Genomic DNA, 24,880 nt, shown 5'->3' on the forward strand with positions numbered 1-24,880 from the left:
ACTCAGACCGCCCTCAAGTATCAACTACAACACCAGCAGCGCGCATGGCCCATACACGGCGCGTCTGCAGCAAACCATATTCGCCTCGCGTACCGCCGGGGTGGCAATGGCAATCCCGCGCAGCAGGCGGCGCCTGTCGCGCCCTCGGCATGCTGTCGACCCGCGGCCACGCGATGTTGCCCCTCGCGCGGGTGCGTACGTATTCGGTCTGGGTCAGGAAAGTCTCTGACGTGCGCAAAAGAGGCGCAACCGGCTGCGACTCGTGCTCGGTCAAAGCGCTACTGCGAGGCCGAAATTGGTGCGCGGAAGGGGTCGTGACCGCTGGTAATCTCTGATCCGGCGGAGGGGATACCAGGCATGGGAGTGCTCAGCGATGTCGCCGATTTCGGCAAAGACGTCATCGACGATCGTGACAAGTGGGCGGACCGATTCAAGAAGGTCGGCCATTTCATCGAGCGCAATGCGAAAGGCGATCGGCTCGAGCGCGTCGCGAAGTTCGGACGTGCATTGGGCGATTTCAGCGGTAAGTTCACCGACTTCTTCGAGTCGAACCTGGGCAAGCGAATGGTCAAGGCCGCACGCTCACCGATCCTCGCGGCAGGGCAGCACGTCATCACCGGCATGAAACTGACCACAGGCGTCGGGGATCCCGAGAACGGCAGGCGGTTCGGTGAGGGAGCCGACCACATGAGCGCAGCCGGACGCACCCTCGACAGCGCATACCCCACGAGCGACTGGGACAGCGCGGCGTCAAATGCCTACCTGTCACAGAACAGCGGTCAGGTGACCCGTGCCGAGGCGCTGGTCCATGCCGATCAGGTGGTCGCAGCCGTGTTGTCCCGCGAGGCCGAGCAGATCGCCACCACACGCGAGGTGCTCGACAGCGAGGCCGACTGGCTGGGTGACATGAGCCTTGTGACGATGGCGACCGGGCTCATCCCGTACGTGGGCCGCGCCGCTCAGACCGCGGCCGAGATCGCGATGGTCACCAAGGCCGTCGGTGCGTCGACCGACCAGTTCATGATGATGCGCGACAAGGCAGACGAGAACGCCGCCGAGGTGCGCGACGCCATCGGGAAGTACGAGGCGGTGGCCGGTGATGCCGACGACACGACGGCCGACGACACGGCCGGCGACGCGCCCGAGTCCGAACCCACCGCGGCAGAAGACTCGAGCGAGACGTCGAAAGAAGACGGCCAATTGCGGCACGAGAACCCGGTCGCTGCGCCCAGCGGTGGTGGAGGCGGTGCCACCAGCGGCGGTGGTGGCGGCGCGCCCTCGTCGGCGTCCTCCGCAGGTCCGGCCGGCACGCCGCAGGTCCCGTCGCCGCCAGGGTTCGGTGCTGCGAATACGCCGACGGACGCGCAGCCGGGTGCGGCCGCCGCGAGCGACGCAGCAGGCATGCTCGGCTCGGTGATGGGCGCGATGCTGGGACCCCTCGGTGGAATTGTCGGCGGCGTCGTGCAGGCGGCGGGACAGGCGGTCCAGGCCGCGACGCAGGCCGGTGCACAAGCCGCGCAGCTCGCAGGCCAAGCGGCCGCGGCCCCAGATGTCGACCGCGCCGACACCGACGAAGACACCGACAAGGACCCAGACGTCAAAGGCGACAAAGACAGCGACAAACGCGACGGCGAGGGCAAAGAAGACGGCACCGCGCAGCGCGATCGGGAAAGTACCGACGCAATGGCCGCTGACGACGACGATCGGAACGCTCACCCGCAAGCGGGTTCGGGCACTGATTCCGCTGGCGAAGACGACAAAAAGCCCGCGATGACGTTGCCGCCGGATCTGCAGGCGGCGTCGGCGCTCGACACGGGCGCCGGGCCTGCGCCGGTGCACGTCGGTGCAGATTTCGAGCACAGCCAGCTACGCACCGTGGCGGCGGCTACATTAGACCACGGTATTCCCGGGTCTGCGGCCGCGCGCGGTGCGTGAGGATCCAAGGGAATGTCGGGGAATCGAGGGGATTCATGTCTGACGATCTGCGGGTGACCACCGCACATCTACGTGAGCTGTCGGCCAAACAGGGGAGGGCCGCAGCCGAGCTTGCGACGGCCACTGCCGTCGTCGACGGTGTCGACACCGCGCTGCGCTTCACGCACGGCCCCATCTCGTGGGGTACCGCGGCCGCCGTCGAGGCGGTCCAGCACGCGCGTCGCGCCGCGGGAACCGGCATGGTCAAGGTCTCGCAGGAACTCGAAACCAAACTGGACACCGCCGCGGGCCGGTACCACCGCACCGACTCGACGATGGGCGATGCCCTCGACGAAACCATCCAGCCGAGGTAGATCAATGACTGCTCCGTTCACCGCCGACACCGGCGACGCCCACATCGACGACGTGGTCGGCGTCGAGGTCACCATCGACGGGATGCTGGTGATCGCCGACAAACTCGGTCTCACCGACTTCCCGCCGTCGATGGGCATCAGGCTCAACATCCCGCAACCCGACCTGCGCAAGGTCGTTTGGGAGCAGGTCGAGCGCGACCTTTCCGCGCAGGGTGTGCTCGATGTCTACGGCAACCCGCACCCCGAGGTGGCCGCCATGGTGGACACCCTCGCGCGTGCGGACCGCACCCTCGAATGCCGGTGGTGGCGCCGTGACGCCGGTGGGAAGATGATCCGGTTCGTGGTCTGTCGTAAGGGGGGTCGGCATGTCGTCGCGGCTCGCGACAACGATCTGCTCGTCCTGCAGCGGGTCGCGCCGCAGATCGGGTTGGCCGGCATGGTCATGACGGTTCTGGGTGAGGGGTCGCCCGCGAACGTCGAGCCGCTCACCGGCGTGGCCGATCGTCTGGCGCAGTGCCGCACCGCCGAAGAGCTGACCGGATACGGCATCCCGCCGACCTCGGCGCGGGCATACGCCTCGATCATCTCCGAACCCGACGGCTGGGTCGAGATCGTCGCCACCGAACGCCATCCGGGCGGCACCACGTCCCAAGTCGACGTCGCCGCGGGAGTGCTCGACGCCAAACAGGGCCGCATCGTGTCGATTCCGCGCCGCGTCAACGGTGAGCTGTACGGCAGCTTCCTGTCCGGCACCAAGGACAACCTCGAGCGCGCCCTCGAAGGGCTCGTCGAGTTCCTGCCGTCGAAAACCTGGTTCGACAAGACCGACGCGGACAACGCCTACCAGCACTGAGAGAGGTTGCGACGGTGGGTGATGGTTCCCCATACGATCCGGAGTACGACGACGATCACGACAGTCTCGCCGCTCTGGATTTCCCCGGCACCGACGATGAACCGGAATCGTCGTTGGACGTCTTCGACGTGTTCGACGTCGGTGCGCCCGCCGACGAACCGTGGGACGCCGCCAGATCCGCCGACGGGGACGGCGAGGACGAGACGCCGGCTCCGGTGTTCACGGTCACCAATCCGCCGGGCACCGTCACGGTCGCGGCGTATCTCGACGGCCGCGTGCACCAGATTGCCCTGTCTCCCAAGGTCGTCAACATGACCGAGCGCGAACTCGCCGACGAGATCCGCGTCATCGCGGACCTCGCGGGAGAGCAGGCGAGGTCCGCGCAGTACTCGTTCATGCTCGAAGGGATGCGCGAGCACGGGCACGACGATGCCGCCACTCGCGACTTCCTGACCCGCGACCTGAACCTGCCGACACCAGAACAGGCCGATGCCAATCAGGCACAGGTCTTCTCGACTCGTTATGGAGGTGACCATGGTTAACCACCTCGCCGGAATGTTCGGCAGTGCGGTTGGCATGATGTCCAATTCCCGTGCCCGCGCGCTGGAGATCTTCACAGAGATCACGAACTACGACGAGTCGGCCTGTGACGCCTGGGTGGGCCGGATCGGTTGCGGCGACACCGACCGTGTGACGCTGTTCCGCGCCTGGTACTCCCGGTCGAACTTCGGCCAACTGGCCGGTGCAGCCGAGATCTCGATGAACGGCGTCGGCGCCCGGATCCCGATCGGTGGTATCTACAGCCGCGACATCACCTATCCGATCAACTCACCGCTGGCCATCACGATGGGCTTCGCCGTGCACGAGGCCTCCGAGGGCAACTACACCGACGCCATGGAGGCCCTCGAGGATGCGCCTGCGGCGGGTTCCGAGCACCTGGTGTCGTGGGTAAGGGCCGTGATCTACGGTGCGGGGCAACGCTGGACCGAGGTCATCGACCAGGTGCGCGGCGCCGAGCGCTGGCCCGACAAGTTCCTCGCCGCGGCCGCAGGCGTGGCCCACGGTGTGGCCGCGGCCAATCTGGGTCTGTTCACCGAGGCCGACCGTCGTCTCACCGAGGCCAACGACACGCCCGTGGCGCAGGCTTGCGCACCGGTCATCGCCTGGTATCTCGCGATGGCGCGGCGCAGCCAGGGCAACGAGGAATCGGCCCAGGTGCTGCTGGAATGGCTGCAGGCCAATTTTCCCGAACCCAAAGTCACTGCGGCGCTTCGTGATCCGGCATACCGGCTGGAGACCACCACGGCCGAGAAGATCGCGGCCCGCAGCGACCCGTGGGATCCGTCGAGCGTCGTGGCCGACACGTCGGCGCGCGACAAACTGCTCGTCGAGGCGCAGGCCGAACTGGACCGCCAGATCGGTCTCGGCCGGGTCAAGGAGCAGATCGAGGCGTACCGCGCGGCCACGCAGATGGCGCGGATCCGTGCCGCGCGCGGCATGAAGGTCGCCCAGACGTCCAAGCACATGATCTTCGCGGGTCCGCCCGGTACCGGTAAGACGACCATCGCGCGCGTGGTGGCGAACATCCTCGCGGGTCTGGGTGTGATCGCCGAACCCAAGCTGATCGAGACGTCGCGCAAGGACTTCGTCGCCGAATACGAGGGGCAGTCGGCGGTCAAGACGTCCAAGACCATCGACCGCGCGCTCGGTGGCGTGTTGTTCATCGACGAGGCCTACACGCTGGTGCAGGAGCGCAACGGCCAGACCGACCCGTTCGGCGCCGAGGCGCTCGACACGCTGCTGGCCCGCATGGAGAACGACCGCGACCGCCTCGTGGTGATCATCGCCGGGTACAGCAACGACATCGACCGCCTGCTCGAGGTCAACGACGGCCTGCGATCGCGCTTCGCGACGCGGATCGAGTTCGATTCGTACTCACCGGATGAGATCGTCGAGATCTCGAAGGTGATTGCCACGGCGAATGATTCGCGACTCGACGACACCGCGGCCAAGCGTGTGCTGGAGGCTGCGACGACGCTGAGCCAGCGCTCGCTCAACGGCAAGCCGGCCCTGGACATCGCGGGCAACGGCCGCTACGCGCGTCAGCTGGTGGAGGCCGGTGAGCAGAACCGCGACATGCGGCTGGCCCGGTCGCTCGATTTCGACAGCCTCGGCGTCGACCAGCTCAGCGAGATCAACGGTGACGACATGGCGGCGGCGATCGCCTCGGTGCACAGTCGTCTGAACATAGGCGAGTAGGCAGACGATGGCAGGTTTCCGGCTCACCACCAAGGTCCAGGTCAGCGGCTGGCGTTTTCTGCTGCGCCGCGTCGAGCATGCGATCGTCCGCCGCGACACCCGGATGTTCGACGACCCGTTGCAGTTCTACAGCCGCGCGGTCTTCGCCGGGGTGGTCGTATCCGTGTTGATCTGCCTCGGCGCGGCCCTGATGGCCTACTTCAAGCCGCTCGGCAAGCAGGGCAGTGACCAGCTGCTGGTGGACCGCACCACCAACCAGCTGTACGTGATGCTGCCGGGCAGCAACCAGCTGCGCCCCGTGTACAACCTCACCTCGGCGCGGCTGGTGCTGGGCAACGCGTCGAATCCTGTCGCGGTGAAATCCGAAGAGCTGAACCGGATTTCTAAGGGGCAGTCGATCGGTATCCCGGGTGCGCCGTATGCGACACCCACCGGAACGCCCGCTTCGCAGTGGACGCTGTGCGACACGGTCGCCAAACCCGACAGTTCGGCGCCGAAGGTCGAGACGTCGATCCTGATCCGCACGCTGGCCATCGATTCCGGTGTCGGGCCGATACGCGCCGACCAGGGCATGCTGGTGTCGTACGAGGGTGCCAACTGGCTGATCACCGAGGGCGGGCGGCACTCGATCGATCTCGCCGACCGTGCCGTCACCTCGGCCGTGGGCATCCCGGTGACGGCCAAGCCGACGCCAATCTCGCAGGGGCTGTTCAACGCACTGCCCAACCGGGGTCCGTGGCAGCTGCCGCAGATCCCCGCCGCAGGCGCACCCAACAGCGTCGGTCTACCGGAGAACCTCGTGATCGGTTCGGTGTTCCGCACGGCCACCGAATCCGATCCGCAGCACTACGTGGTGCTGCCCGACGGCGTCGCGCGCGTCAACAACACGACCGCGGCCGCGCTGCGAGCGACCAACTCCTACGGGCTCATGCAACCACCCGCCGTGGAGGCCAGCGTGGTCGCGAAAATCCCTGAGCAGGTTTACGTCTCGCCGCTTCCGGACCAGCCGCTGGATGTGCTGCTGCGTCAGGACTCGCCCGTGCTGTGCTGGTCCTGGCAGCGCGAGCCCGGCGACCAGGCGCCCAAGACCACGGTCATCGCGGGCCGCAGGCTGCCGCTGCCGGCCAGTGCGATCGGCACGGGGATCGACCAGATCGGCGGCGACTCAACGGTGTACATCGAAGGCGGGCAGTTCGTGCGGTTGCAGTCACCGGATCCGCGCGTCGGCGAGAGCATGTACTACATCGACCCGCAGGGCGTGCGGTACGGCATCGCCAACGACGACGCCGCCAAGAACCTGGGCCTGGCCGGACCGGTGAATGCGCCATGGCAGGTGGTCGGACTGCTCGTGGACGGCCCGGTGCTGTCGAAGGAGGCGGCGTTGATCGAACACGACACCTTGCCTGCGGATCCCAATCCACGCAAAGTGGCGAGCGGGGAGGGCTGATGACCACCAAGAAGTTCACGCCGACCATCAAGCGTGGTCCGCGCCTGACGCCCGGTGAGATCAACGTCGCACCGCCAGACGACCTGGGTATCGACATCCCGCCGTCGGGCATGCAGAAGGCGTTGCCGTGGGTGATGGGTGGCTGCATGCTCGGCATGATCGCGATCATGGTGTTCACCGGCGTGCGCCAGCTGTCGCCGTACATGCTGATGATGCCGCTCATGATGATCATGGGCACGGTCGGCTTCATGGCGGGCGGCGGATCGGGCGGCAAGAAGGTGCCCGAGATCAACGCCGACCGCAAGGAATACCTGCGTTACCTCGCCGGTCTGCGCACCCGCGTGACGTCGTCGGCGTCGGCGCAGGTGGCGTTCTTCGCCTACCACGCACCGCATCCCGACGACCTGCTGTCGATCATCGGCACGCACCGGCAGTGGGCACGGCAGGCCAACTCGGAGTTCTTCGCCGCGACGCGCATCGGCATCGGCGCCGAGATCGCCGTCGACCGCCTGCTCAAACCGAACACCAGCGGTGAACTCGCCGGTGGGCAGGCCGCACCCGCGCCGCACCTCGAGCCGGTGAGCCACATGTGGGTGACCAAGTTCCTGCGCACCCACGGCCTGATCCACGACTGCCCCAAACTCGTTCAGCTGCGGACCTTCCCGACCGTCGCCGTGGGCGGTGACCCCGAGGCCGCCGAGGGGCTGCTCACCTCGATGATCTGCCATCTGGCGGTGTTCCATCCGCCGGACCTGGTGCAGATCCGCGTGCTCACCGACAACCCCGAGGACCCCAAGTGGTCGTGGCTGAAGTGGTTGCCGCACACCCAGCATCAGACCGACACCGACGCTGCGGGTCCGACGCGCCTGGTGTACACCCGGCCCGACGGGTTGAGCGATCTCACCGCGCGCGGCCCGCACACCGCTGACGCGGCACCGGGCGGGCCGTACGTCGTCGTCGTCGATCTCACCGGCGGCAAGGCGGGATTCCCGCCGGACGGCCGCGCGGGCGTCACGGTGATCACCCTCGGCGCACAGCGTCAGGCGGCCTACAAGCTCAAGGTCGAGAAGGACGGCAAGGCCGAGGACCGTCTGCCGAACCAGCCCTGGCGTGAGGTCACCCGGGTGGCCGACCGGATGACGCCCGGCCAGGCCGGCCGCATCGCGCGCAAGCTCGCGGGATGGTCGATCACCGGCACGATCATCGACAAGAACGTGCGGGTGCAGAAGAAGGTGTCCAACGAGTGGCATCACCTCGTCGGCGCGCAGTCGGTCGAGGAGGTCACGCCGGCCCGCTGGCGGATGTACGCCGACACCGACCGGGACCGCCTCAAGATCCCGTTCGGCCACGAACTCAAGACCGGCGAGATCATGTATCTCGACATCAAGGAAGGCGCCGAGTTCGGTGCGGGCCCGCACGGCATGCTGATCGGCACCACGGGTTCGGGTAAATCCGAGTTCCTGCGGACCCTGATCCTGTCGCTGGTCGCGACGCACCACCCCGACCAGATCAATCTGCTGCTCACCGACTTCAAGGGCGGCTCGACGTTCCTCGGCATGGAGAAGCTGCCGCACACCGCGGCCGTGGTCACCAACATGGAAGAGGAAGCCGAACTGGTCAGCCGCATGGGTGAGGTGCTCACCGGTGAGCTCGACCGCAGGCAGTCGATCCTGCGCCAGGCCGGTATGCAGGTGGGTGCCGCCGGTGCGCTCTCGGGTGTCGCCGAGTACGAGAAGCACCGCGAACGCGGTGCCGATCTGCCGCCGTTGCCGACGCTTTTCGTCGTGGTCGACGAGTTCGCCGAGCTGCTGCAGAACCACCCGGACTTCATCAACCTTTTCGACCGCATCTGCCGTGTGGGCCGCTCGCTGCGCGTGCACCTGCTGCTCGCGACGCAGTCACTGAACACCGGTGGTGTGCGCATCGACAAGCTCGAGCCCAACCTGACGTACCGGATCGCGTTGCGCACCACCAGCTCTGCCGAGTCCAAGGCCGTGATCGGTACGCCGGAGGCGCAGTACATCACCAACAAGGAGAGCGGTGTCGGCTTCCTGCGGGTCGGCATGGAGGACCCGGTGAAGTTCCGGTCCGTCTACACCGGCAACAACTACGTTCCGGCAGCACCGGAGTCGTCCGACCGCGAGGCGAAACCCAAGGCGCAGCGGCAATCCCAGGTGCGCATTCACCAGTTCACCACCACGCCCATCTTCGATACGGCGGTGTCGTAAATGTCCACAGAAGCTGAACCCCGGGTTCTGCGTGAGGTGGTCCTGTCGCAGCTGGCCACCGGCGAGAGCCGCGCGTACAAGATGTGGCTGCCTCCGCTCACCGACCCCACCCCGGTCAACGAACTCGTCGAGCGCGACTATCAGCGTCGCCCACTGCGATTCGGGCTCGGGATCATGGACGAGCCGCGCCGCCACCGCCAGGAGGTCTGGGGCGTCGACGTGTCCGCGGCGGGCGGCAACATCGCCGTCGGCGGTGCACCGCAGACCGGTAAGTCGACGTTCCTGCAGACGCTCGTGGTGTCGGCCGCGGCCACCCACACACCGCGGCAGGTGCAGTTCTACTGCGTCGACCTCGGTGGCGGCGGTCTGATGTACCTCGAGGACTTGCCGCACGTCGGCGGCGTCGCCACCCGTGCCGAACCGGACCGCGTCAACCGCGTCGTGGCCGAGGTGAAGGCCGTCCTGCGTGCTCGCGAGCAGGTGTTCAAGCAGTACCGCGTCGGCTCGATCGCGTCGTACCGCGAGATGCGCGACGATCCGAACAACCCGGCATCGCAAGACCCGTTCGGCGACGTGTTCCTGGTGATCGACGGCTGGCCGGCGTTCGTCGCCGAGTTCCCGGACCTCGAGCCGGCCGTGCAGGACATCGCGGGTCAGGGTCTGGCGTACGGCGTCCACGTGATCATCACGACGCCGCGGTGGACCGAGCTGAAATCGCGTGTGCGCGACTATCTGGGCACCAAAATCGAATTCCGTCTCGGCGACGTCAACGAAACTCAGATCGACCGCATCACGCGCGAAATTCCGGCCAACCGGCCCGGGCGTGCGGTGTCACTCGAAAAACATCATTTGATGATGGGGGTGCCACGACTCGACGGCGTGCACAGCGCAGACAACATCGTCGAGGCAATTTCGAGCGCCGTCCAGCAAATCGCCGACAGGCACACAGATCAGGCGCCGCAGGTGCGTGTGCTGCCCGAACGCATATACCTGCACCAGCTCGATCCGAACCCGCCCGGGCCCGATTCGGACTACCGGACCAGGTGGCAGGTGCCGCTCGGCGTGCGCGAATCGGACCTCACGGTGGCCTACAACCAGATGCACCTCACGCCGCATCTGCTGATCTTCGGCGCGCCCAAGTCGGGCAAGACCCGCATCGCGCACGCCGTCGCGCAGGCCATCTGCAAGCGCAACAGCCCGCAGCAGGTGCGGTTCATGCTGGCCGACTACCGGTCCGGTCTGCTCGACGCGGTGCCGCAGAGCCACCTGCTCGACGCGGGCGCGATCAACCGCAACAGCGCGACGCTGGAAGAGGCCATCAAGGCCCTGGCCGTCAACCTCAAGAAGCGGCTGCCGCCGCCGGATCTGACCACCGCACAGCTGCGGGCCAGGTCATGGTGGTCCGGGCCGGACGTCGTGCTGCTGGTCGACGACTGGCACATGGTGACCGCCGCGGCAGGCATGGTGTCGCCCATGGCGCCGCTGGGACCGCTGCTGCCCGCGGCGGCCGACATCGGCCTGCACGTCATCGTCACGTGCCAGATGTCCATGGCCCACCGCGCGACCATGGACAAGTTCGTGGGTGCCGCCTACGGCGCAGGATCACCCACGTTGTTCCTGTCCGGCGAGAAGAACGACTTCCCGTCGCGGGACATCATCGTCAAGAAAAGGCCCCCTGGCCAGGCATTCCTTGTCGGTCCGGACGGAAAAGAGGTCATCCAGGCGGCCTACGTGGACCCACCCGAAGAAGAAGTGTTCTCACCACCTTCAGAGGGCAGTTAGTATTTGTTCAACGCACTCAGCAACGCTGGCGGCAGCTCGCCAGCAAAGGGATCGGGGGACAGATTCCTTGACGTTCTGGCAAATTTGCGCCAGGGGGATTCGAGTGCTTTGTCCTTGAATATGTCGAGTGGGGAAGGGGAGTACGCAAATGCAACCGATGACACACAATCCGGGTGCGGAAGCCGTTGCGGCGCAAGTTATCGCAAATGCAGCACGTGGTCTGGCCGGTGGCACCACCGCCTCGGCCGCGGTCACCGCATTGGTGCCTGCAGGCGCTGACGAGGTCTCGGCGCTGGCCGCCGTGGCGTTCGCCAGCGAGGGCGTCGAGGCTCTTGCGGCGAATGCGTTCGCGCAGGAGGAGCTGACGCGCGCAGGTGCCGCGTTCGCCGAGATCGCGGGCATCTACAACGCCGTGGACGCCGCCAACGCGGCCACGATGTAGTTCTTCGAGGCAGATTTTTCAGCAGCGAGAGTTAGGGACACCAACCGATGGTTGCGGCGCCGCCTATCCCTCCGGTGTGGATCGCTCTACCACCGGAGATCAACACCGCTCGCCTGATGGCCGGCGCCGGCCCGGCGCCGATGTTGCAGGCCGCAGCGGGTTGGGAGGGTCTGGCGGTCCTGTTGGAGACGCAGGCCGCCGAGCTGGCGGCCGCACTCACCAACCTCACCTCGGTGTGGACCGGAGCGGCCAGCGAGCGCGCGGTCGCGGCGACGATGCCGATGATCACGTGGCTGCAGACCACTGCGGCGCAGGCGCAGAAGCGTGCGCTGCAGGCCTCGGCCCAGGCCAGCTCGTACAGCCTGGCGCTCGCCACCACGCCGCCGCTGCCGGAGATCGAGCAGAACCATGTCACGCACGCGGTGCTGGAGGGAACCAACTTCCTCGGTATCAACACCGTGCCGATCGCGCTCAACGAGATGGACTACTTCGTTCGCATGTGGAATCAGGCGGCCGGGGCGATGGATCTCTACCACGCGGAGACCACCGTCAACCTGCTGTTCGAGCCGATCATGCCGATGAAGCCGATCGTGCTTCCCGGTGTCGGTGAGACCACCGCGGCGGCCGCACTGGCGCAGACTGCGCCGCGCGTGGCCGAAGGCGTGATGCGCAACGCGGTAATCGAGGGCGTGAGCGCGATCGCGACCATCGAGTCGGTCGGGCTGGCCGCGGGACATGCTGCGGCACAAGCGAATTTCGCCGAACAGCGTGGCCAGGGCGCCGCGCAGAAGGGCGAGAACGCGGGGCAGGAGGCCGGCCGCGAGTCGGGCAAGAACATGCAGCAGGGCATGCAGATGGTGATGCAGATGGGTTCGCAGGCCGCACAGGCCCCGGCTCAGCTGGCGTCGATGTTCCAGTCCGGCGTGCAGACCATGACCCAGCCGTTGCAGCAGGCGACCCAGATGGTCAGCCAGTTCGCCAGCATGGGTGGCAGTGAGCGCGCCATGCAGGTCGGTTTGATGGGGGCCAGCCCTTTCTCGAACCACCCGATGCTCGGCGGATCGGGTCCCAGCACGGGAGCCGGCTTGGTGCGGGCCATGTCGCTGCCCGGTGCGGGCGGCACCGCGCCGCGAACTCCGTTGCTGTCCAACCTGCTTGGCATCAGCGGTGAGATGAAGGCCGCTCCCGCCGGCGCGGGTTCGGCAGCCGCGGGCGGCCTGGCCCCGGTGGGTGCCGGTGCCGGTGGCGGCGCGGGTGCGCCGGTGGCGCACGCCGGCCAGAACAGCAAGAGCGGGGGGAAGAAGGACGGGTTGGTCGCGCCGACGCCGCTGACCTACGACCTCTCCGAGGATGAAGACGACGAGTGGTGAACACTCGCACAAGAACTTTCCGGTGCACTCGCCGGAAGACTCGCCATGGAATTGGTGAGGACACAGGGAAATAAGGGGAAATCCAATGGCAGCAATGAATACAGATGCCGCCGTCCTCGCCAAGGAGGCGGCGAATTTCGAGCGCATCTCCGGCGAGCTCAAGGGCGTCATCGCGCAGGTTGAGTCCACGGGCTCCGCTCTGGCCGCTCAGATGGTCGGCCAGGCAGGCACCGCCGCGCAGGCCGCGCTGGCTCGGTTCCACGAGGCCGCCGCCAAGCAGGTTCAGGAGTTGAACGAGATCTCGGCCAACATCCACACCTCGGGCACGCAGTACACCTCGACCGACGAGGACCAGGCGGGCACGCTTGCGTCGTCGATGAACATCTGACCACCTCGCACTCACTGAACGGAGACAAGACATGACAGAACAGGTATGGAATTTCGCCGGTATCGAGGGCGGCGCGTCGGAGATCCACGGCGCCGTGTCCACCACCGCCGGTCTGCTCGACGAGGGCAAGGCCTCGCTGACCACTCTCGCCTCAGCGTGGGGCGGCACCGGTTCGGAGGCCTACCAGGCCGTCCAGGCCCGTTGGGACTCCACCTCCAACGAGCTGAACCTGGCACTGCAGAACCTCGCCCAGACCATCAGCGAGGCGGGCCAGACCATGGCGCAGACCGAGGCCGGCGTCACGGGAATGTTTGCCTGAGAACACCGATGCACGTTGGTGGGCGGGATATCGGACATCCATGGATGCCCGATCCCGCCCATCATGTGCGTGCGGGTGCAAAAATTTGACAATCTGTTTGAACTAGCTGAGGGGTCCCCATGTCGGCCGACTATGACCGGCTCTTCCATTCGTCCGAACCGGGCAAGCCGGTCGATGACGCCACGATCACCGTGGACAGAGACGCGATCTTGAAGGCCACCGCGGCGACGCCGCCGGTGCCGGCGGGGGAGAAACCGCCCGCCGATGCGCCTTCGGGGGCGATGCCCGTCGCGCCGACACAGACTCAGTCCGCGGCGACTCCGTCGCGGACCGCCGAACCGCAGGTGCCGCCGCCGATGCCGCCGCCTCCGGCCACCGCGCCGCAGTGGCCGCAGAACTCGATGCTGCGTGCCCCGCAGCAACAGCAGTTCGGCCCGGGTGCGCGTCACGAGCAGCCGGCGACGCTGCCGCCGCCCGCGCAGCGCCTGGCGCCCGGCCCGGCTCCGTCGCAGCTCAGCGACATCGATCCCGAGATCAGCGGCGCGTGGCGCGCCGGGCAGGCCGTGCCCGCACCCGCGCAGCCCGGTCCGACGTCGGCTGCGTCGATGGGTAATCACCGCGCGATCGACGCGCTTTCGCACGTCGGTGTGAAGACCAATGTGAAGATGCCGTCGCAGCGCGGTTGGCGCCACTGGCTCTACGTGATGACGCGCATCAACCTCGGCCTCTCGCCCGACGAGATCTACGAACTCGACCTGCACAACCGCATTCGCCGGAATGCTCGCGACAGCTACCAGATCGGCGTGTTCGGCCTCAAGGGTGGCGTCGGCAAGACCGCGGTGACCGTGTCCCTCGGCTCGGCCATGGCCAAGATCCGCGGCGACCGCATCCTCGCGATCGACGCCGATCCCGACGGCGGCAACCTGGCCGACCGCGCGGGCCGGCAGTCCGCGGCCACCATCGCCGACCTGCTCGCCGATCAGGAATTGTCGCGGTACAACGACATTCGCGCCTACACGAGCATGAACTCCTCGAACCTCGAAGTGTTGTCGTCCGAGGACTACAGCGGCGCACAGCGGGAGTTCAACGACGACGACTGGAAGGGCGCGACCGCCGTGGTGTCGCGCTACTACAACCTGGTGCTCGCCGACTGCGGCGCGGGCCTGTTCCAGAAGGCCACACGCGGTGTGCTGTCGACCATCTCGGGCCTGGTGATCGTGGCCAGCGCCTCGATCGACGGTGCACGGCAGGCCGCGGTGACCATGGACTGGTTGCGGCAGAACGGCTATCAGGATCTGCTCGGCCGGTCCTGCGTGGTGATCAACCACGTGACCCCGGGCAAGCCGAACGTCGACGTCGAGGATCTGGTGCAGCAGTTCGAGCGGCACGTTCCGCCCGGGCGTGTGATCGTGCTGCCGTACGACAAGCACATCGCGGCGGGCACCGAGATCCAGCTCGATCTGCTCAGCGACACCTTCCAGCGTCGCATCACCGAGCTGGCCGCGGCGCTGTCCGACGACTTCGACAGGCTTGAACGGCGTTGACCTCCACCGCTGCAGCGGCCGACACGTCGAGCGTGACCCCGGGGCGGCCGTCGACAACAAGGGTCACGATCCTCACCGGCAAGCGCATGACCGACCTGGTCCTGCCTGCCACCGCGCCCATCGAGACCTACATCGATGAGACGGTGAGCTTCCTCGCGGAGCTGCTCGAGGACGCCCCCAAAGATGTCCTCGCGGGGTTCAACTTCGGTGAGCAGGGAGTCTGGGCGTTCGCGCGCCCCGGCGCCCCGCCACTGAAGGCCGACGAATCGCTCGACGACGCAGGCGTGGTCGACGGATCGCTGCTCACGCTCGTGTCGGTCAGCCGCACCGAGCGGTACCGGCCGCTGGTCGAGGACGTGATCGACGCGATCGCGGTGCTCGACGAATCGCCGGTGTTCGACCGCACTGCGCTGAAACGCTTTGTGGGAATCGCACTTCCGGTCGTCGCGGCGATCATCACCGTCGGCACGCTGATCTCATGGACCCGCTCCGGGCACGGCTGGTGGTGGGCCGTCGCGCTCGGCGTCCTCGGTCTCGGCCTGCTCGGCGGCAGCATGGCCGCCAAGAGCCGCTACAACAGCCTCGACATGTCCGAGAGCCTGCTGCTCGCGGCGGCCCCCGTCCTCGCCGGTGCGGTGGGGCTCGCGGTGCCGCTGCCGCGTGGTGTCGACGGGCTCGGTGCGCCGCAACTGGCCGGCGCGGCGGCCGTGGTGCTGCTGTTGACGTTGGCGACCCGCGGCGGGCCCCGCAAGCGCGCCGAGGTCGCGTCGTTCGTGGCCGTGACCTCCATCGCCGTCACCGCGGCCGCCATCGCCTACGGCTACGGCTGGCAGGAGTGGGTGCCTGCCGGTGCCATCGCGTTCGGCCTGATCATCGTGACCAACTCGGCCAAACTCACCGTCGCCGTGGCCCGTATCGCCCTGCCGCCGATTCCCGCGCCCGGCGAGCACGTGTCCAACGACGAACTGCTTGACCCGGTCGTCACGCCCGATTCGATCGACGACGCGTCCCCGACGTGGCAGGCGATCATCGCTTCCGTGCCGGAATCGGCTGCGCGCCTGCAGGAACGCAGCCAGTTGACCCGCCAGCTGCTCGTCGGCTTCCTGTCGGCCGGTGCCCTGATCCTCACCGTCGGTGCGATTGCCGTCGTGGTGCAGGGGCACTTCTTCGTGCACAGCATGATCGTCGCGTCGCTGGTGACCGTCATCTGCGGTTTCCGGTCACGGCTGTACGCCGAAAGATGGTGCGCCTGGGCACTGTTGGCGGCCACCGTCGCCGTGCCGACGGGCTTGATGATCAAACTCAGTTGGTGGTGGCCGGATTCCGCGTGGATCGTGATGGCCATCTACACGATGCTGGCACTCGTCGCGCTCATCGTCGTCGGCGCCACCGACGGCGTCCGCCGCGTCTCCCCGGTCACCAAGCGCATCCTCGAGCTGTTCGACGGCGCGGCCATCGCCGCGGTGATCCCACTGCTGCTCTGGATCGCCGGCGTGTACGACCTGCTGCGAAATCTGCGGTTGCACTAACGGTTGCGCGGTGGGCATTCGATGGACTCGGCGATCAATTGCCGGCTCGGGACATGCTCGGTGTTCTCGTGGCCCTGATTTGAGTTGAAGGTGTGCCGATGAATCTGCCGCCCCCTTCGGAACCGTACGGTCAGCGGCCGCCCACAGGCCCGCCACATTGGGGCACGCAACCGCAATGGGCCAGCGGGCCGCCACCGCCACCGAAAGGAGGCGGAAAGGCCAAATGGATTCTGGGCGGTCTGTCCGTCGCCTTGGCGATCGCGCTCGCTGTCGTCATCACTGTGCTCGTCGTCCGTCCCGACGGTGAAAGCCGCAGCGCCGATGGTGGTTCGGGCATCACTGCTTCCGAGTTCGCCAGCGCCAATGACACGGGGCCGGTCAGCATCATCACCGAAGATCCGACGTGCGACGCGTGGAACACGGTCGTCGGCCAGTACTCAGAGGCAGCCACCGGCGTAAATTGGGAAGGTCGCGAGGCCGAGACTCCGGCGAGTTCGTGGACGCCAGAGCAGCGCAGGATGTACCAGGCAGTGGGAATGGCCATGACGCGTGCGACGGAGCAGGTGACGAAGCTTGCGATGCAGACACCGCACAGGGTCATGCGCGAACTCTATGAACAATTTGTTGCGTACACGGTTGCGTTTGTAGAGCGCATACCCGCCTATGTCGCAGAGGACAACAACCTTGCACTGGCATCAAACGCTGCCGGCAGTAGCGTCTCGAATATCTGCGGAGCCATCACTTTCCGCTCAGCACAAGCGTTAGCGATTTTGGTACCCAATTCTTCCTCCCCTTCAGCGCAGACCGGCCTGAAGACGTCGACATCGAAACCTTTTATGTCGCAACCAAACTCGATTTGCCAGGCCTGGGCTTCAGAGGTTGAAGTGTTTTCTGAGGGCACTACCGAATGGCGGAAGATCGATAAGAATATTCCCGCTAGTGGGTGGACACCCGAACAGAGGGCCGTACATGACGAGGTAGCGCCGCTGATGTCTGCGAATGCTGACACAATGGAGGAACTGGGGCGAAAGAGTGGTGATCCGCTGCTTGAGGATTTCGCCACGCTAGCAACTCAATACAGGCGCGCATTTGTTCTTTCCCTGCCTCGCTACAGTAGTGCCGATAGCTACCTGGCGCTGGCAGCAACAAATTTGGTCAGGTTGATAAGCTCAGCATGCAAGGCTGCGTCGTGACGACTAAAAAGGCTATCCCGACTGCTCCGAAGCCTCGCGAGTTTATTCGCAATGGGCACGCGTACGGATCGATCTCTGCAGGGGAATTTGCCGTCGAACCAGGAGCCCCATTAACGCCCCATCCGAGTCCGGTTGGGACAAGAAGAGAAGACGGGTATGCGCCCGAAGGGTTGAGATGTGGAGGCTGTTAATGACCTTTTTTCCCTCCTCACGTGATTCGGCCCAACCCCCGTACGGCTCTCAGCCCTCGCAGCGTGGACCTGAAGGGCCGGGGTACACAGGTGCCTGGCAGCCTCCGTCACCGCGACGAGGCGGAGGGCTGAAGTGGATTTTGGCGGCCATCGTGTTGGTCGTTGTGATCGGGGTAACGGCCGCAGTGACATGGGCGGTATCTGAGAGAGGAAGCCACCGTGATCAGACGCATTCAAATGTCTCCCCGGACAAAACAGCGTCGGTACTGAATTCCGATATGGCGAGTGCAAACGACACCGCGCCAGTGGCGGTAATCGGGCTCTTCGCACTTGATAGGGGTCTGGTGTTGTCCGACGTTGTGTCGTGTCGGTGATTGATTAGGGGTCCGCGCCCCTGTGAGCTGGGTGTTCTTCAGGCATCCAGGACAAGGAACGCGGACCATGGTTGACGGTAGTTCACTGCTGCTCGATCTCGACGGTGTGGTCGTCGAATCGGTGCAGCGCCTCGAGGACGGCACCCGGTTGGTGCAGGTGCTCACCGCCCCCCAGTGGGTCGGGATCTGCCCCGAATGCGGGGAACGCTCCACCAGGTCGAAAGGCTGGGTACAGACCGGACCCCGCGACGTTGTGGTGGGTTCGGACCGCCCGATACTGCGCTGGCGTAAGCGAAAGTGGTTGTGCCCCAGCACGGTCTGTACGCGCAAGGTGTTCACCGAGTCGGTGCCCGGAATCCCGGCGCGGGCGCGGGTAACACCGCGGGCCAAGGCGACGATGGCCACTGCGGTGCTCGACGAGGACCGTTCGGTGGCCGCGGTGGCCGGGCAGTACCGCTGCGGCTGGCACACCGTGCACGACGAAGTCATCGCCACCGCCGAGGACGCCCTGGCCGGCGAGCTGGCGCCGGTGGCGGTGCTCGGCATCGACGAGACCCGACGCGGTAAGGCCAAATGGGAACACAACCCGGTACTCGGGCGGCGGGTATGGGTGGATCGCTGGGACACCGGACTGGTCGACATCACCGGCGATCAAGGCCTCCTTGGCCAGGTCAATGGCCGCACCTCGGCGGCAGTGATCGACTGGCTCGCTGGCCAGGACCCTGACTGGCGGGCCGCAATCACCCACGTAGCCATCGATTTGTCCCCGGCCTATGCCCGGGTGGCTCGCGAAGCACTGCCGCACGCGATCCTGATCGCCGACCGGTTCCACCTGGTCAAGAAAGCCAACGACATGGTTGATGCGGTGCGCCGCCGGGTCACCTGGACCCAACGGGGCCGGCGCGGCCGCAAGGCCGATGTCGAGTGGATCAACCGCCGCCGCCTGCTGCGCGGCTCCGAGCGGCTCACCGCAGACCAACGCGCCACGTTGTTCGCCAAGCTGCTCTCCGCCGACCCCAACCAGGACATCGCCGCGGCCTGGATCGCCAAAGAACTGCTGCGCGACCTGCTTTCCTGCGCCGACCGCGGCGGGTTGCGCTACGAGATCACGACCGCCCTGGACCGGTTCTACCGTTTCTGCGCGGCCTGCACAGTGCCCGAAGTGATCCGACTGGCCCGCACCATCGAGACCTGGCAGGCCCCCATCATCGCCGCCCTGCAGACCGGCCTGTCCAACGCCCGCACCGAAGGCTACAACCGCATCGTCAAACACGTCGGGCGCATCGCCTTCGGCTTCCGCAATCCTGAGAACCAACGCCGCCGAGTACGGTGGGCCTGCACTCGCCGATCACGACGAGTCACACCCAGCCGGCACCAACGCCACTGCTAACTGCGAAGAGCCGCTAAACCCGGACTATCGGAACTCGCGTTGGGTCGCCCCAAGTCGACCTGTCAAGATTGGATTGCGTTGTCGGATCGATATGATGCTGACACACAGGCATGAGTGACTTCCGATCTCAAAATCCCTGCCTCCGAGTGGAGTCCTGAACAAAGAGCTTTGAACGAAGCGATCGGTCCGGTGATGGCAGAGAACACAGACAAAATGGAGCAATTGGGCAGACAGAGCGGCAATCCTGTTCTCGAGGACATTACAGTATCTGCAGCTCAATATCGGCGTGCGTTCGTGAAGGCATTACCGGAGTACACCTGGACGGATAACTACCTATCGCGTGTGGCTGTTTATCTCGCGGGTGCAGTAGATTCGGCGTGTAAGGCTAGTCGGTGATGATCAGCTCGAAACACCGATGGAGAATAATTTCGGTCGGCACCGCGGTCTAGCCAGTCAGGCGTATGGTAACGATCAACGGGCCTGCGAAATTATCAATTTCATCGGACCGAGAGGTTGCATAGCCAAAGCAGCTCCTCCAGTTGAGGATCTTCGCGAGTCGGGCGGATCTCACCTTGAGATGCAGCCTGAGTTGGTTACCAAGATAGAGCTGGTCGCCTCGGTCCCGTGGCTAGAGACGGACGATGCGGGTTTGTCGGCTCGATGTGTACCGGTCATGTCTTTCCGGCCGGAGGCGAGCCGGTGGAGCCGTGACCTGTTCTTCGCCGACATCGTTCGCACATGAGACTCGCACCGTCTGAGGTTGGCCCAGTGGTTTCCTGTCCACGCCGCCCGACTGCGGCGAATTGCCGCGCATGCGACAGGCAAGTGGCCGTTAAGCTGACTATGGATTACGCCGCGAACGCGGCGGAGGGACTACTGGTGGGTGCGGTGCCGTGTATTTGTGCGGAGGGGGAATGACTAGTGGGATATCCCGAGTTCCGGGTCATTGAGGAAGCTCTCGATTGGGACCCTGCGGTGGTGGCGGTACCGCCCGTTCCTGACAACGCTGTCTATGTTCCGGGCGTCGACCCGGTGGGCTTACTTGTGAACGCCGTGATGCCGGGTATTGCGGCCGATGTGAATCAGCAAGTTGCGAACACACGTGCGCGCGAGGAACGGTTTGCCAACAACTTGCGGTCCGCGCGAACTGCATATCATCGCACGGATAGTGCCGGTCAGGCGCAGATCGACAGCGCGGCAAGTACGATCGACCCAGCCGACGCCTTCGGAGCCGGCGTTCCCGTGCAGCCGACGTCGGCGGCCGCGCCTACCGGCGATGCGAGCTTCAGCCAACTCACCCAGCTGATGGGCGCGGCGATGCAGGGGGTACAACAAGCAGTGCAAGTGCCGACGCAGGCTGTGGGCACGGGAGCGCAGATGGTGCAACCCGTCATGCAGGGCGTCCAAGGAATTGTCCAGCAAAGCACGCCAGCCTCCGGGAAGTCGCAGGACGGCATGGACGGCGAGGGGGACGGACCCGGTCATTCACGTGGCGTCGGCCATGAGGATAGATCACAGTCGTTGGCAGGTGAACGCAGTGACAACGGCACTAGGAATGATGTGCCCGAGGATGCAAGAAAGCCGGACCGGGAGTCGGCCGAGGCAATGGCCCGTGCAGGTGAAAGACCTCTGGCACCGGTCGGTGCACCTCAGGAAGATCCACTGCATCCGGCGAGATCCCGATGGACGACACGTAATTCACCGGAGGTGGCGTTGTGAACCGAAGGAGCCATTGTCGATTCCATGGCGCGGGGGTTCGTAGGTGAGCATGCCGCCCACGCCTCCTGGATCTGTGCCTCCGCCTCATGGGTTTCCGCCGCCGAGTGGGGGACCAAGCGGATATCCCGGCCCGGCATTCCCATCGCGATCCTGGCAACAGCCTCAAGGTCCGAGGCGGGGTAATGGCTGGAAGTGGGCCCTAGGGACCGTGGCCTTGGTCGCTGTAGTTGGAGTAACTGCGGCGGTGACTTCGACCGTGGTGCATAAGGAAGGTGAAAGTACTTCGCCGTCGGCGGAAGCGCCCACGTCAGCCACAGGCGGTGCGAGCGCAGAGATCGCCAGCTCTGACGACACTCGGCCGGTCACGGTAATCGCTGAAGATCCATCGTGTGCCGCGGCGACGCCGATTCTGGAGACCCGCGCGGCGATCCAGCGCAACGGTTGGGACAAACGCGACGCTTCCCTACCCGCTGCCGCATGGTCAGCAGAGGTGCGTGCGCAATATGAAGCAGTGGCGCAGTCGATGCGCCTATCCGCAGATCAATTGGTTCCCGTTGCAAAGCTCACTCCACATCGCGTCATGCGTGAGCTATACGAGCAAATTATTGCCTACTCGCGGGCGTATGCCGAGAGCGTTTCGGCGTATACGCCCGAAGACAACGCCGCGCTGGTAAGTACTAATGCGTCAACCGCGGTATCGCTAATCTGCGTCGCTATCAAGAATGGATCCGCAGCGGCGAGAGGCCCGCTGACTGTTCAAGGGCCTACACGGTCAGATTTGCAACAAGTGGGCGATGTTTCCAGTCCAGGCCGATTTCTAACCGAGCCGAATCCAGAGTGTTCGACATGGGAAAAGGCTCTGAATGATTTTGACAATGACACGGTACAGTGGCGTGCGATTTCCGCAGATATCCCAGCAGGGGAATGGACGCCTGAACAGAAATCAATTACCGATGCGGTGATTCCTGTAATGCGCCGGCTGGCTACTCAGCAGGTACAGTCTGGAGAGCAAAGTGGGAATGCTGTCTGGCGGGACTTTGCTGATTTGTCTGCGCAATACCGCCTTGCATATGCGGAAGCGCTTCCGACGTATGTGGCTTCCGACGACGTTTTATCCGCAGTGTCGCTACGTTTAGGGTCGGTGGTGAGTTCAGCGTGTCGCCTAGTCGAGAAGTAGGGCCTGTCGTCGGCATTCCGAATGATGGCCGGCCCATGGCCGCCAGATGGGGGCGAGGCTGAATGGCGACTCAACCCGACGAGAGCTACTACGGCGGGCAGACAGTCACCGGTGCTGGTTGGCCCCACGTTAATGAGGATGTACTCGACGCAACCGCGGATGCATTCGATGACTTGAGGACATTTCTGCGGGATGTAGTTGTTCCCGCTGCGGGTCGGCAGCGTACCAAGTTATCTGATCGCTGGGAAGGCGCAGGCGCGCAAGCCGCGTACGACGAGGCCAGCGCAATCATCCTCGCACACGAAGCTAGCGAACAAGCTGCTAAAGAAACTAGGGATCAGTTGCGTCTGATGTTCGCGGCGGTCAAGTTTGCGAAGACAGCTGCGAACAAAACGGCTGAGGAAGTACAGGCTGCCTGCGAGAAGATCATGGGTGAAAAGCCTCCAGCAGAGGGAGAGGACACCCGTAACAGGCGTGCAGCTGACAAAGTCAAGGAAGGCTATGAGGAGAACGTCCGCTTGGTTTCCGAGTTCTCCAAATGGTTAGCAGAGAAATTGGATGTTCCACCCGATACTCCGGGGGCGGATGGAAAAGTGCCAACGTCAGAAGCGGAGGGTAAGTCAACTTCACCCGCAGGAGAGGAAGCTGCTGTCGGCGGTAGGGGATCCGCTGGAGGAACAGGGGTTGTGGCGGATCAGCCACCCCCACCCTCGCTCTTTTCCCCCGTGGCGTACGGAGGTAAGGGTACGGCTCAAGGCACTGGCGTCGTCGCGGATTCGCCGCCTGCAGACGGTCCCGTGAAATCTGAATCGGGCGGTGGACGGGGTCCAGCCTCTGTGCCTAATGATGTTGACACCCCAGCGACTGTCGGTGGAGACAATTCTCCATCGGCGAACAATCCCGAACCTGGCACTCCCAGCATATCGGTGTCCGGAGGCGGCGGTGCACCGTCGCCGAGCGGCGCACCGCAGGGGCCGAGAGTATCCCCAATGTCGTCGGGCACGGGCAAGGCGGACGCTGTGTCGGCTGAGACAGGTCTAGCCTCCTCCCCGACGCCAGCTACAAGTGGCGGGGCGCCGCAGAACCCCGCAGAGCAGTTCCAAAAAGGGTTGGCAGATGCGGCGAAGAACGGTGGGTCGCCACAGACGCTGTCGTCTACCCCGTCGCAGCCGCTTGGCGGACCGCCAACGACACAGCCACTCGGCACTCCGCCCCCAACGGCAGGCCCTACCGCTCCGCCTACGACCGGAGGCCCGCCAGCACCGGTCGCGCAGGCAGCAGGTGGACCTGGCGGCGGGGCTGGGCCAGCACCTGTGGCGCCACCCCCAAGCGGAGGTGTCCCAGGTGGGGCGGTCCCGTTGGGACCTCCACCGACTCCTCCACTAGCGGCGCCTGTGACGACGCCGTCGCCGGCGGCCGGTCCGCCTGTTGCTCCCACGGGTGCGGCAGCTGGTGCGGCCGGTGGTGGAGGTGCACAGGTCGCGCCGATTCCGGTGTCGGCGGCACGAGCCGAACGCGACCTTGCCCAACGAGCGGTTCGACGGTCGGGCGTGGATCCGATGGAGACTGCGCGCAGGATTGCAGCCGCGCTGAACGCCCCTGGGATGACCAACGTCGAGGATTTCAAGTTCTTCTGGGTCACAGGCCTCACGACCGACGGAAAGATCGTCGTCGCCAACAACTACGGAATTGCCTACATCCCTCAGCAGGTGCATTTGCCTGAACAGGTGCATATGGCATCTGCCGATGGGCCGAACACAACGGGAAGACCTTGCGCGCAGTGATCGCGACAGAGGATCAGCTGAAAAACTCCGATGCCGGCGTGCACCACGAGGTTTTGAAGCCTGAGGACATCCCTGAGAGCGGCAAGATGGCTGGTCGCGATCGCCTGCAGGTGATCGCTCCGGATGTGAGCTCGCAGTTGGCGCGGATCAGCGACACCGACCTGGTGAGCGTCCTACCGCCGGCGCCCGCTGATTCGAATCCGCCAGAAGACCGTCGGAAATCGTTGTGGGACAATGTCTGGAAGCCGTTGGCAAGTCGTTCCGCGAAGCGAGGGGAGAGGCACCTGACGGCCTTCGTGGCGTACGCGTCACACGCCCAGGAACACGCGCTTTACGCAGCACACACGGCAGCGCTCCCTGATGAGCAGCGGCAGGCGATCCGCGAGTTCATCTATTGGCAGCACGTCGGCCAATTGACGGCCGACGCCTTGGCCCCCGCGTGACGGTGCCAGTGATTCGACACGGAAAGCTGTTGCGCGCCGGTCGGGAAATTGACGCAAAACGCTCGGCCGAGTCGACCTTATGATTGCCTACGGAACACAACCGGGCGAGTTGGTGTTGACGGCAGCTGTTTGCGGGGGTGGCTTTGGATTCGCCAGTTTC

19 protein-coding genes and 1 pseudogene are annotated in these 24,880 nt (G+C 65.4%); all 20 read left to right on the forward strand.

Annotated elements, in window-relative coordinates:
• Window positions 1-357: 357 nt before the first annotated feature.
• The gene (locus AT701_RS00270; RefSeq protein ID WP_058124890.1) at window positions 358-1,935 is read left to right on the forward strand and encodes a type VII secretion system ESX-1 associated protein EspE; all 1,578 of its coding nucleotides are present in this window, start codon (window positions 358-360) and stop codon (window positions 1,933-1,935) included.
• 35 nt (window positions 1,936-1,970) lie between these two features.
• Window positions 1,971-2,288, forward strand: coding sequence for an ESX-1 secretion-associated protein (locus AT701_RS00275; RefSeq protein WP_003891383.1), 318 nt, complete (start codon window positions 1,971-1,973; stop codon window positions 2,286-2,288).
• 4 nt (window positions 2,289-2,292) lie between these two features.
• A complete protein-coding gene (locus tag AT701_RS00280; protein ID WP_058124891.1) occupies window positions 2,293-3,141 on the forward strand; it encodes an ESX secretion-associated protein EspG in 849 nt (282 codons plus the stop codon).
• Between the two features lie 14 nt (window positions 3,142-3,155).
• The gene (locus AT701_RS00285; protein ID WP_003891385.1) at window positions 3,156-3,683 is read left to right on the forward strand and encodes a hypothetical protein; all 528 of its coding nucleotides are present in this window, start codon (window positions 3,156-3,158) and stop codon (window positions 3,681-3,683) included.
• The gene (eccA1, locus tag AT701_RS00290) at window positions 3,676-5,400 is read left to right on the forward strand and encodes a type VII secretion system ESX-1 AAA family ATPase EccA1 (RefSeq protein ID WP_003891386.1); all 1,725 of its coding nucleotides are present in this window, start codon (window positions 3,676-3,678) and stop codon (window positions 5,398-5,400) included. Before AT701_RS00285 ends, eccA1 begins: the two co-directional genes overlap by 8 nt.
• Window positions 5,401-5,407: 7 nt before the next feature.
• The gene (gene eccB, locus AT701_RS00295) at window positions 5,408-6,847 is read left to right on the forward strand and encodes a type VII secretion protein EccB (protein WP_003891387.1); all 1,440 of its coding nucleotides are present in this window, start codon (window positions 5,408-5,410) and stop codon (window positions 6,845-6,847) included.
• Window positions 6,847-9,075, forward strand: a complete 2,229-nt coding sequence (gene eccCa, locus AT701_RS00300) for a type VII secretion protein EccCa (RefSeq protein ID WP_003891388.1) — start codon at window positions 6,847-6,849, stop codon at window positions 9,073-9,075. The genes eccB and eccCa overlap by 1 nt, the downstream gene beginning before the upstream one ends.
• Window positions 9,076-10,857, forward strand: a complete 1,782-nt coding sequence (gene eccCb / locus AT701_RS00305; RefSeq protein ID WP_011726639.1) for a type VII secretion protein EccCb — start codon at window positions 9,076-9,078, stop codon at window positions 10,855-10,857.
• Window positions 10,858-11,005: 148 nt separating this feature from the next.
• The gene (locus AT701_RS00310; protein ID WP_003891390.1) at window positions 11,006-11,299 is read left to right on the forward strand and encodes a PE family protein; all 294 of its coding nucleotides are present in this window, start codon (window positions 11,006-11,008) and stop codon (window positions 11,297-11,299) included.
• Between the two features lie 47 nt (window positions 11,300-11,346).
• On the forward strand, window positions 11,347-12,669 hold the full coding sequence (locus tag AT701_RS00315; protein WP_058124892.1) for a PPE family protein: 1,323 nt from the start codon (window positions 11,347-11,349) through the stop codon (window positions 12,667-12,669).
• An 85-nt stretch (window positions 12,670-12,754) separates the two neighbouring features.
• On the forward strand, window positions 12,755-13,057 hold the full coding sequence (locus AT701_RS00320; protein ID WP_003891393.1) for a WXG100 family type VII secretion target: 303 nt from the start codon (window positions 12,755-12,757) through the stop codon (window positions 13,055-13,057).
• Window positions 13,058-13,088: 31 nt separating this feature from the next.
• Window positions 13,089-13,376, forward strand: coding sequence for a WXG100 family type VII secretion target (locus AT701_RS00325; protein ID WP_003891394.1), 288 nt, complete (start codon window positions 13,089-13,091; stop codon window positions 13,374-13,376).
• A 119-nt stretch (window positions 13,377-13,495) separates the two neighbouring features.
• On the forward strand, window positions 13,496-14,920 hold the full coding sequence (locus AT701_RS00330; RefSeq protein ID WP_038557513.1) for a MinD/ParA family ATP-binding protein: 1,425 nt from the start codon (window positions 13,496-13,498) through the stop codon (window positions 14,918-14,920).
• Entirely contained in the window at window positions 14,917-16,449 is a 1,533-nt protein-coding gene (eccD, locus tag AT701_RS00335) for a type VII secretion integral membrane protein EccD (RefSeq protein ID WP_080627921.1), read from the forward strand. Before AT701_RS00330 ends, eccD begins: the two co-directional genes overlap by 4 nt.
• Before the next feature lie 98 nt (window positions 16,450-16,547).
• On the forward strand, window positions 16,548-17,642 hold the full coding sequence (locus AT701_RS00340; protein ID WP_223495210.1) for an ESX-1 system-associated protein: 1,095 nt from the start codon (window positions 16,548-16,550) through the stop codon (window positions 17,640-17,642).
• Between the two features lie 587 nt (window positions 17,643-18,229).
• Complete coding sequence (locus AT701_RS00345; protein ID WP_058124893.1) at window positions 18,230-19,597, forward strand: ISL3-like element ISMsm4 family transposase; 1,368 nt, start codon at window positions 18,230-18,232, stop codon at window positions 19,595-19,597.
• Between the two features lie 114 nt (window positions 19,598-19,711).
• Window positions 19,712-19,993 carry an ESX-1 system-associated protein gene (locus AT701_RS34505; RefSeq protein ID WP_157892482.1) on the forward strand — a complete coding sequence of 94 codons (282 nt, stop codon included), beginning with the start codon at window positions 19,712-19,714 and terminating at the stop codon, window positions 19,991-19,993.
• A gap of 525 nt (window positions 19,994-20,518) precedes the next feature.
• The gene (locus AT701_RS34510; protein ID WP_157892483.1) at window positions 20,519-21,316 is read left to right on the forward strand and encodes a hypothetical protein; all 798 of its coding nucleotides are present in this window, start codon (window positions 20,519-20,521) and stop codon (window positions 21,314-21,316) included.
• A gap of 244 nt (window positions 21,317-21,560) precedes the next feature.
• Window positions 21,561-22,493 carry an ESX-1 system-associated protein gene (locus AT701_RS34515; protein WP_162267853.1) on the forward strand — a complete coding sequence of 311 codons (933 nt, stop codon included), beginning with the start codon at window positions 21,561-21,563 and terminating at the stop codon, window positions 22,491-22,493.
• 1,604 nt (window positions 22,494-24,097) lie between these two features.
• Window positions 24,098-24,720, forward strand: a pseudogene (locus AT701_RS35515) (EspK C-terminal domain-containing protein).
• Window positions 24,721-24,880: the final 160 nt, after the last annotated feature.

This window comes from Mycolicibacterium smegmatis (genome assembly GCF_001457595.1).
GTDB classification, from domain to species: Bacteria; Actinomycetota; Actinomycetes; order Mycobacteriales; family Mycobacteriaceae; genus Mycobacterium; species Mycobacterium smegmatis.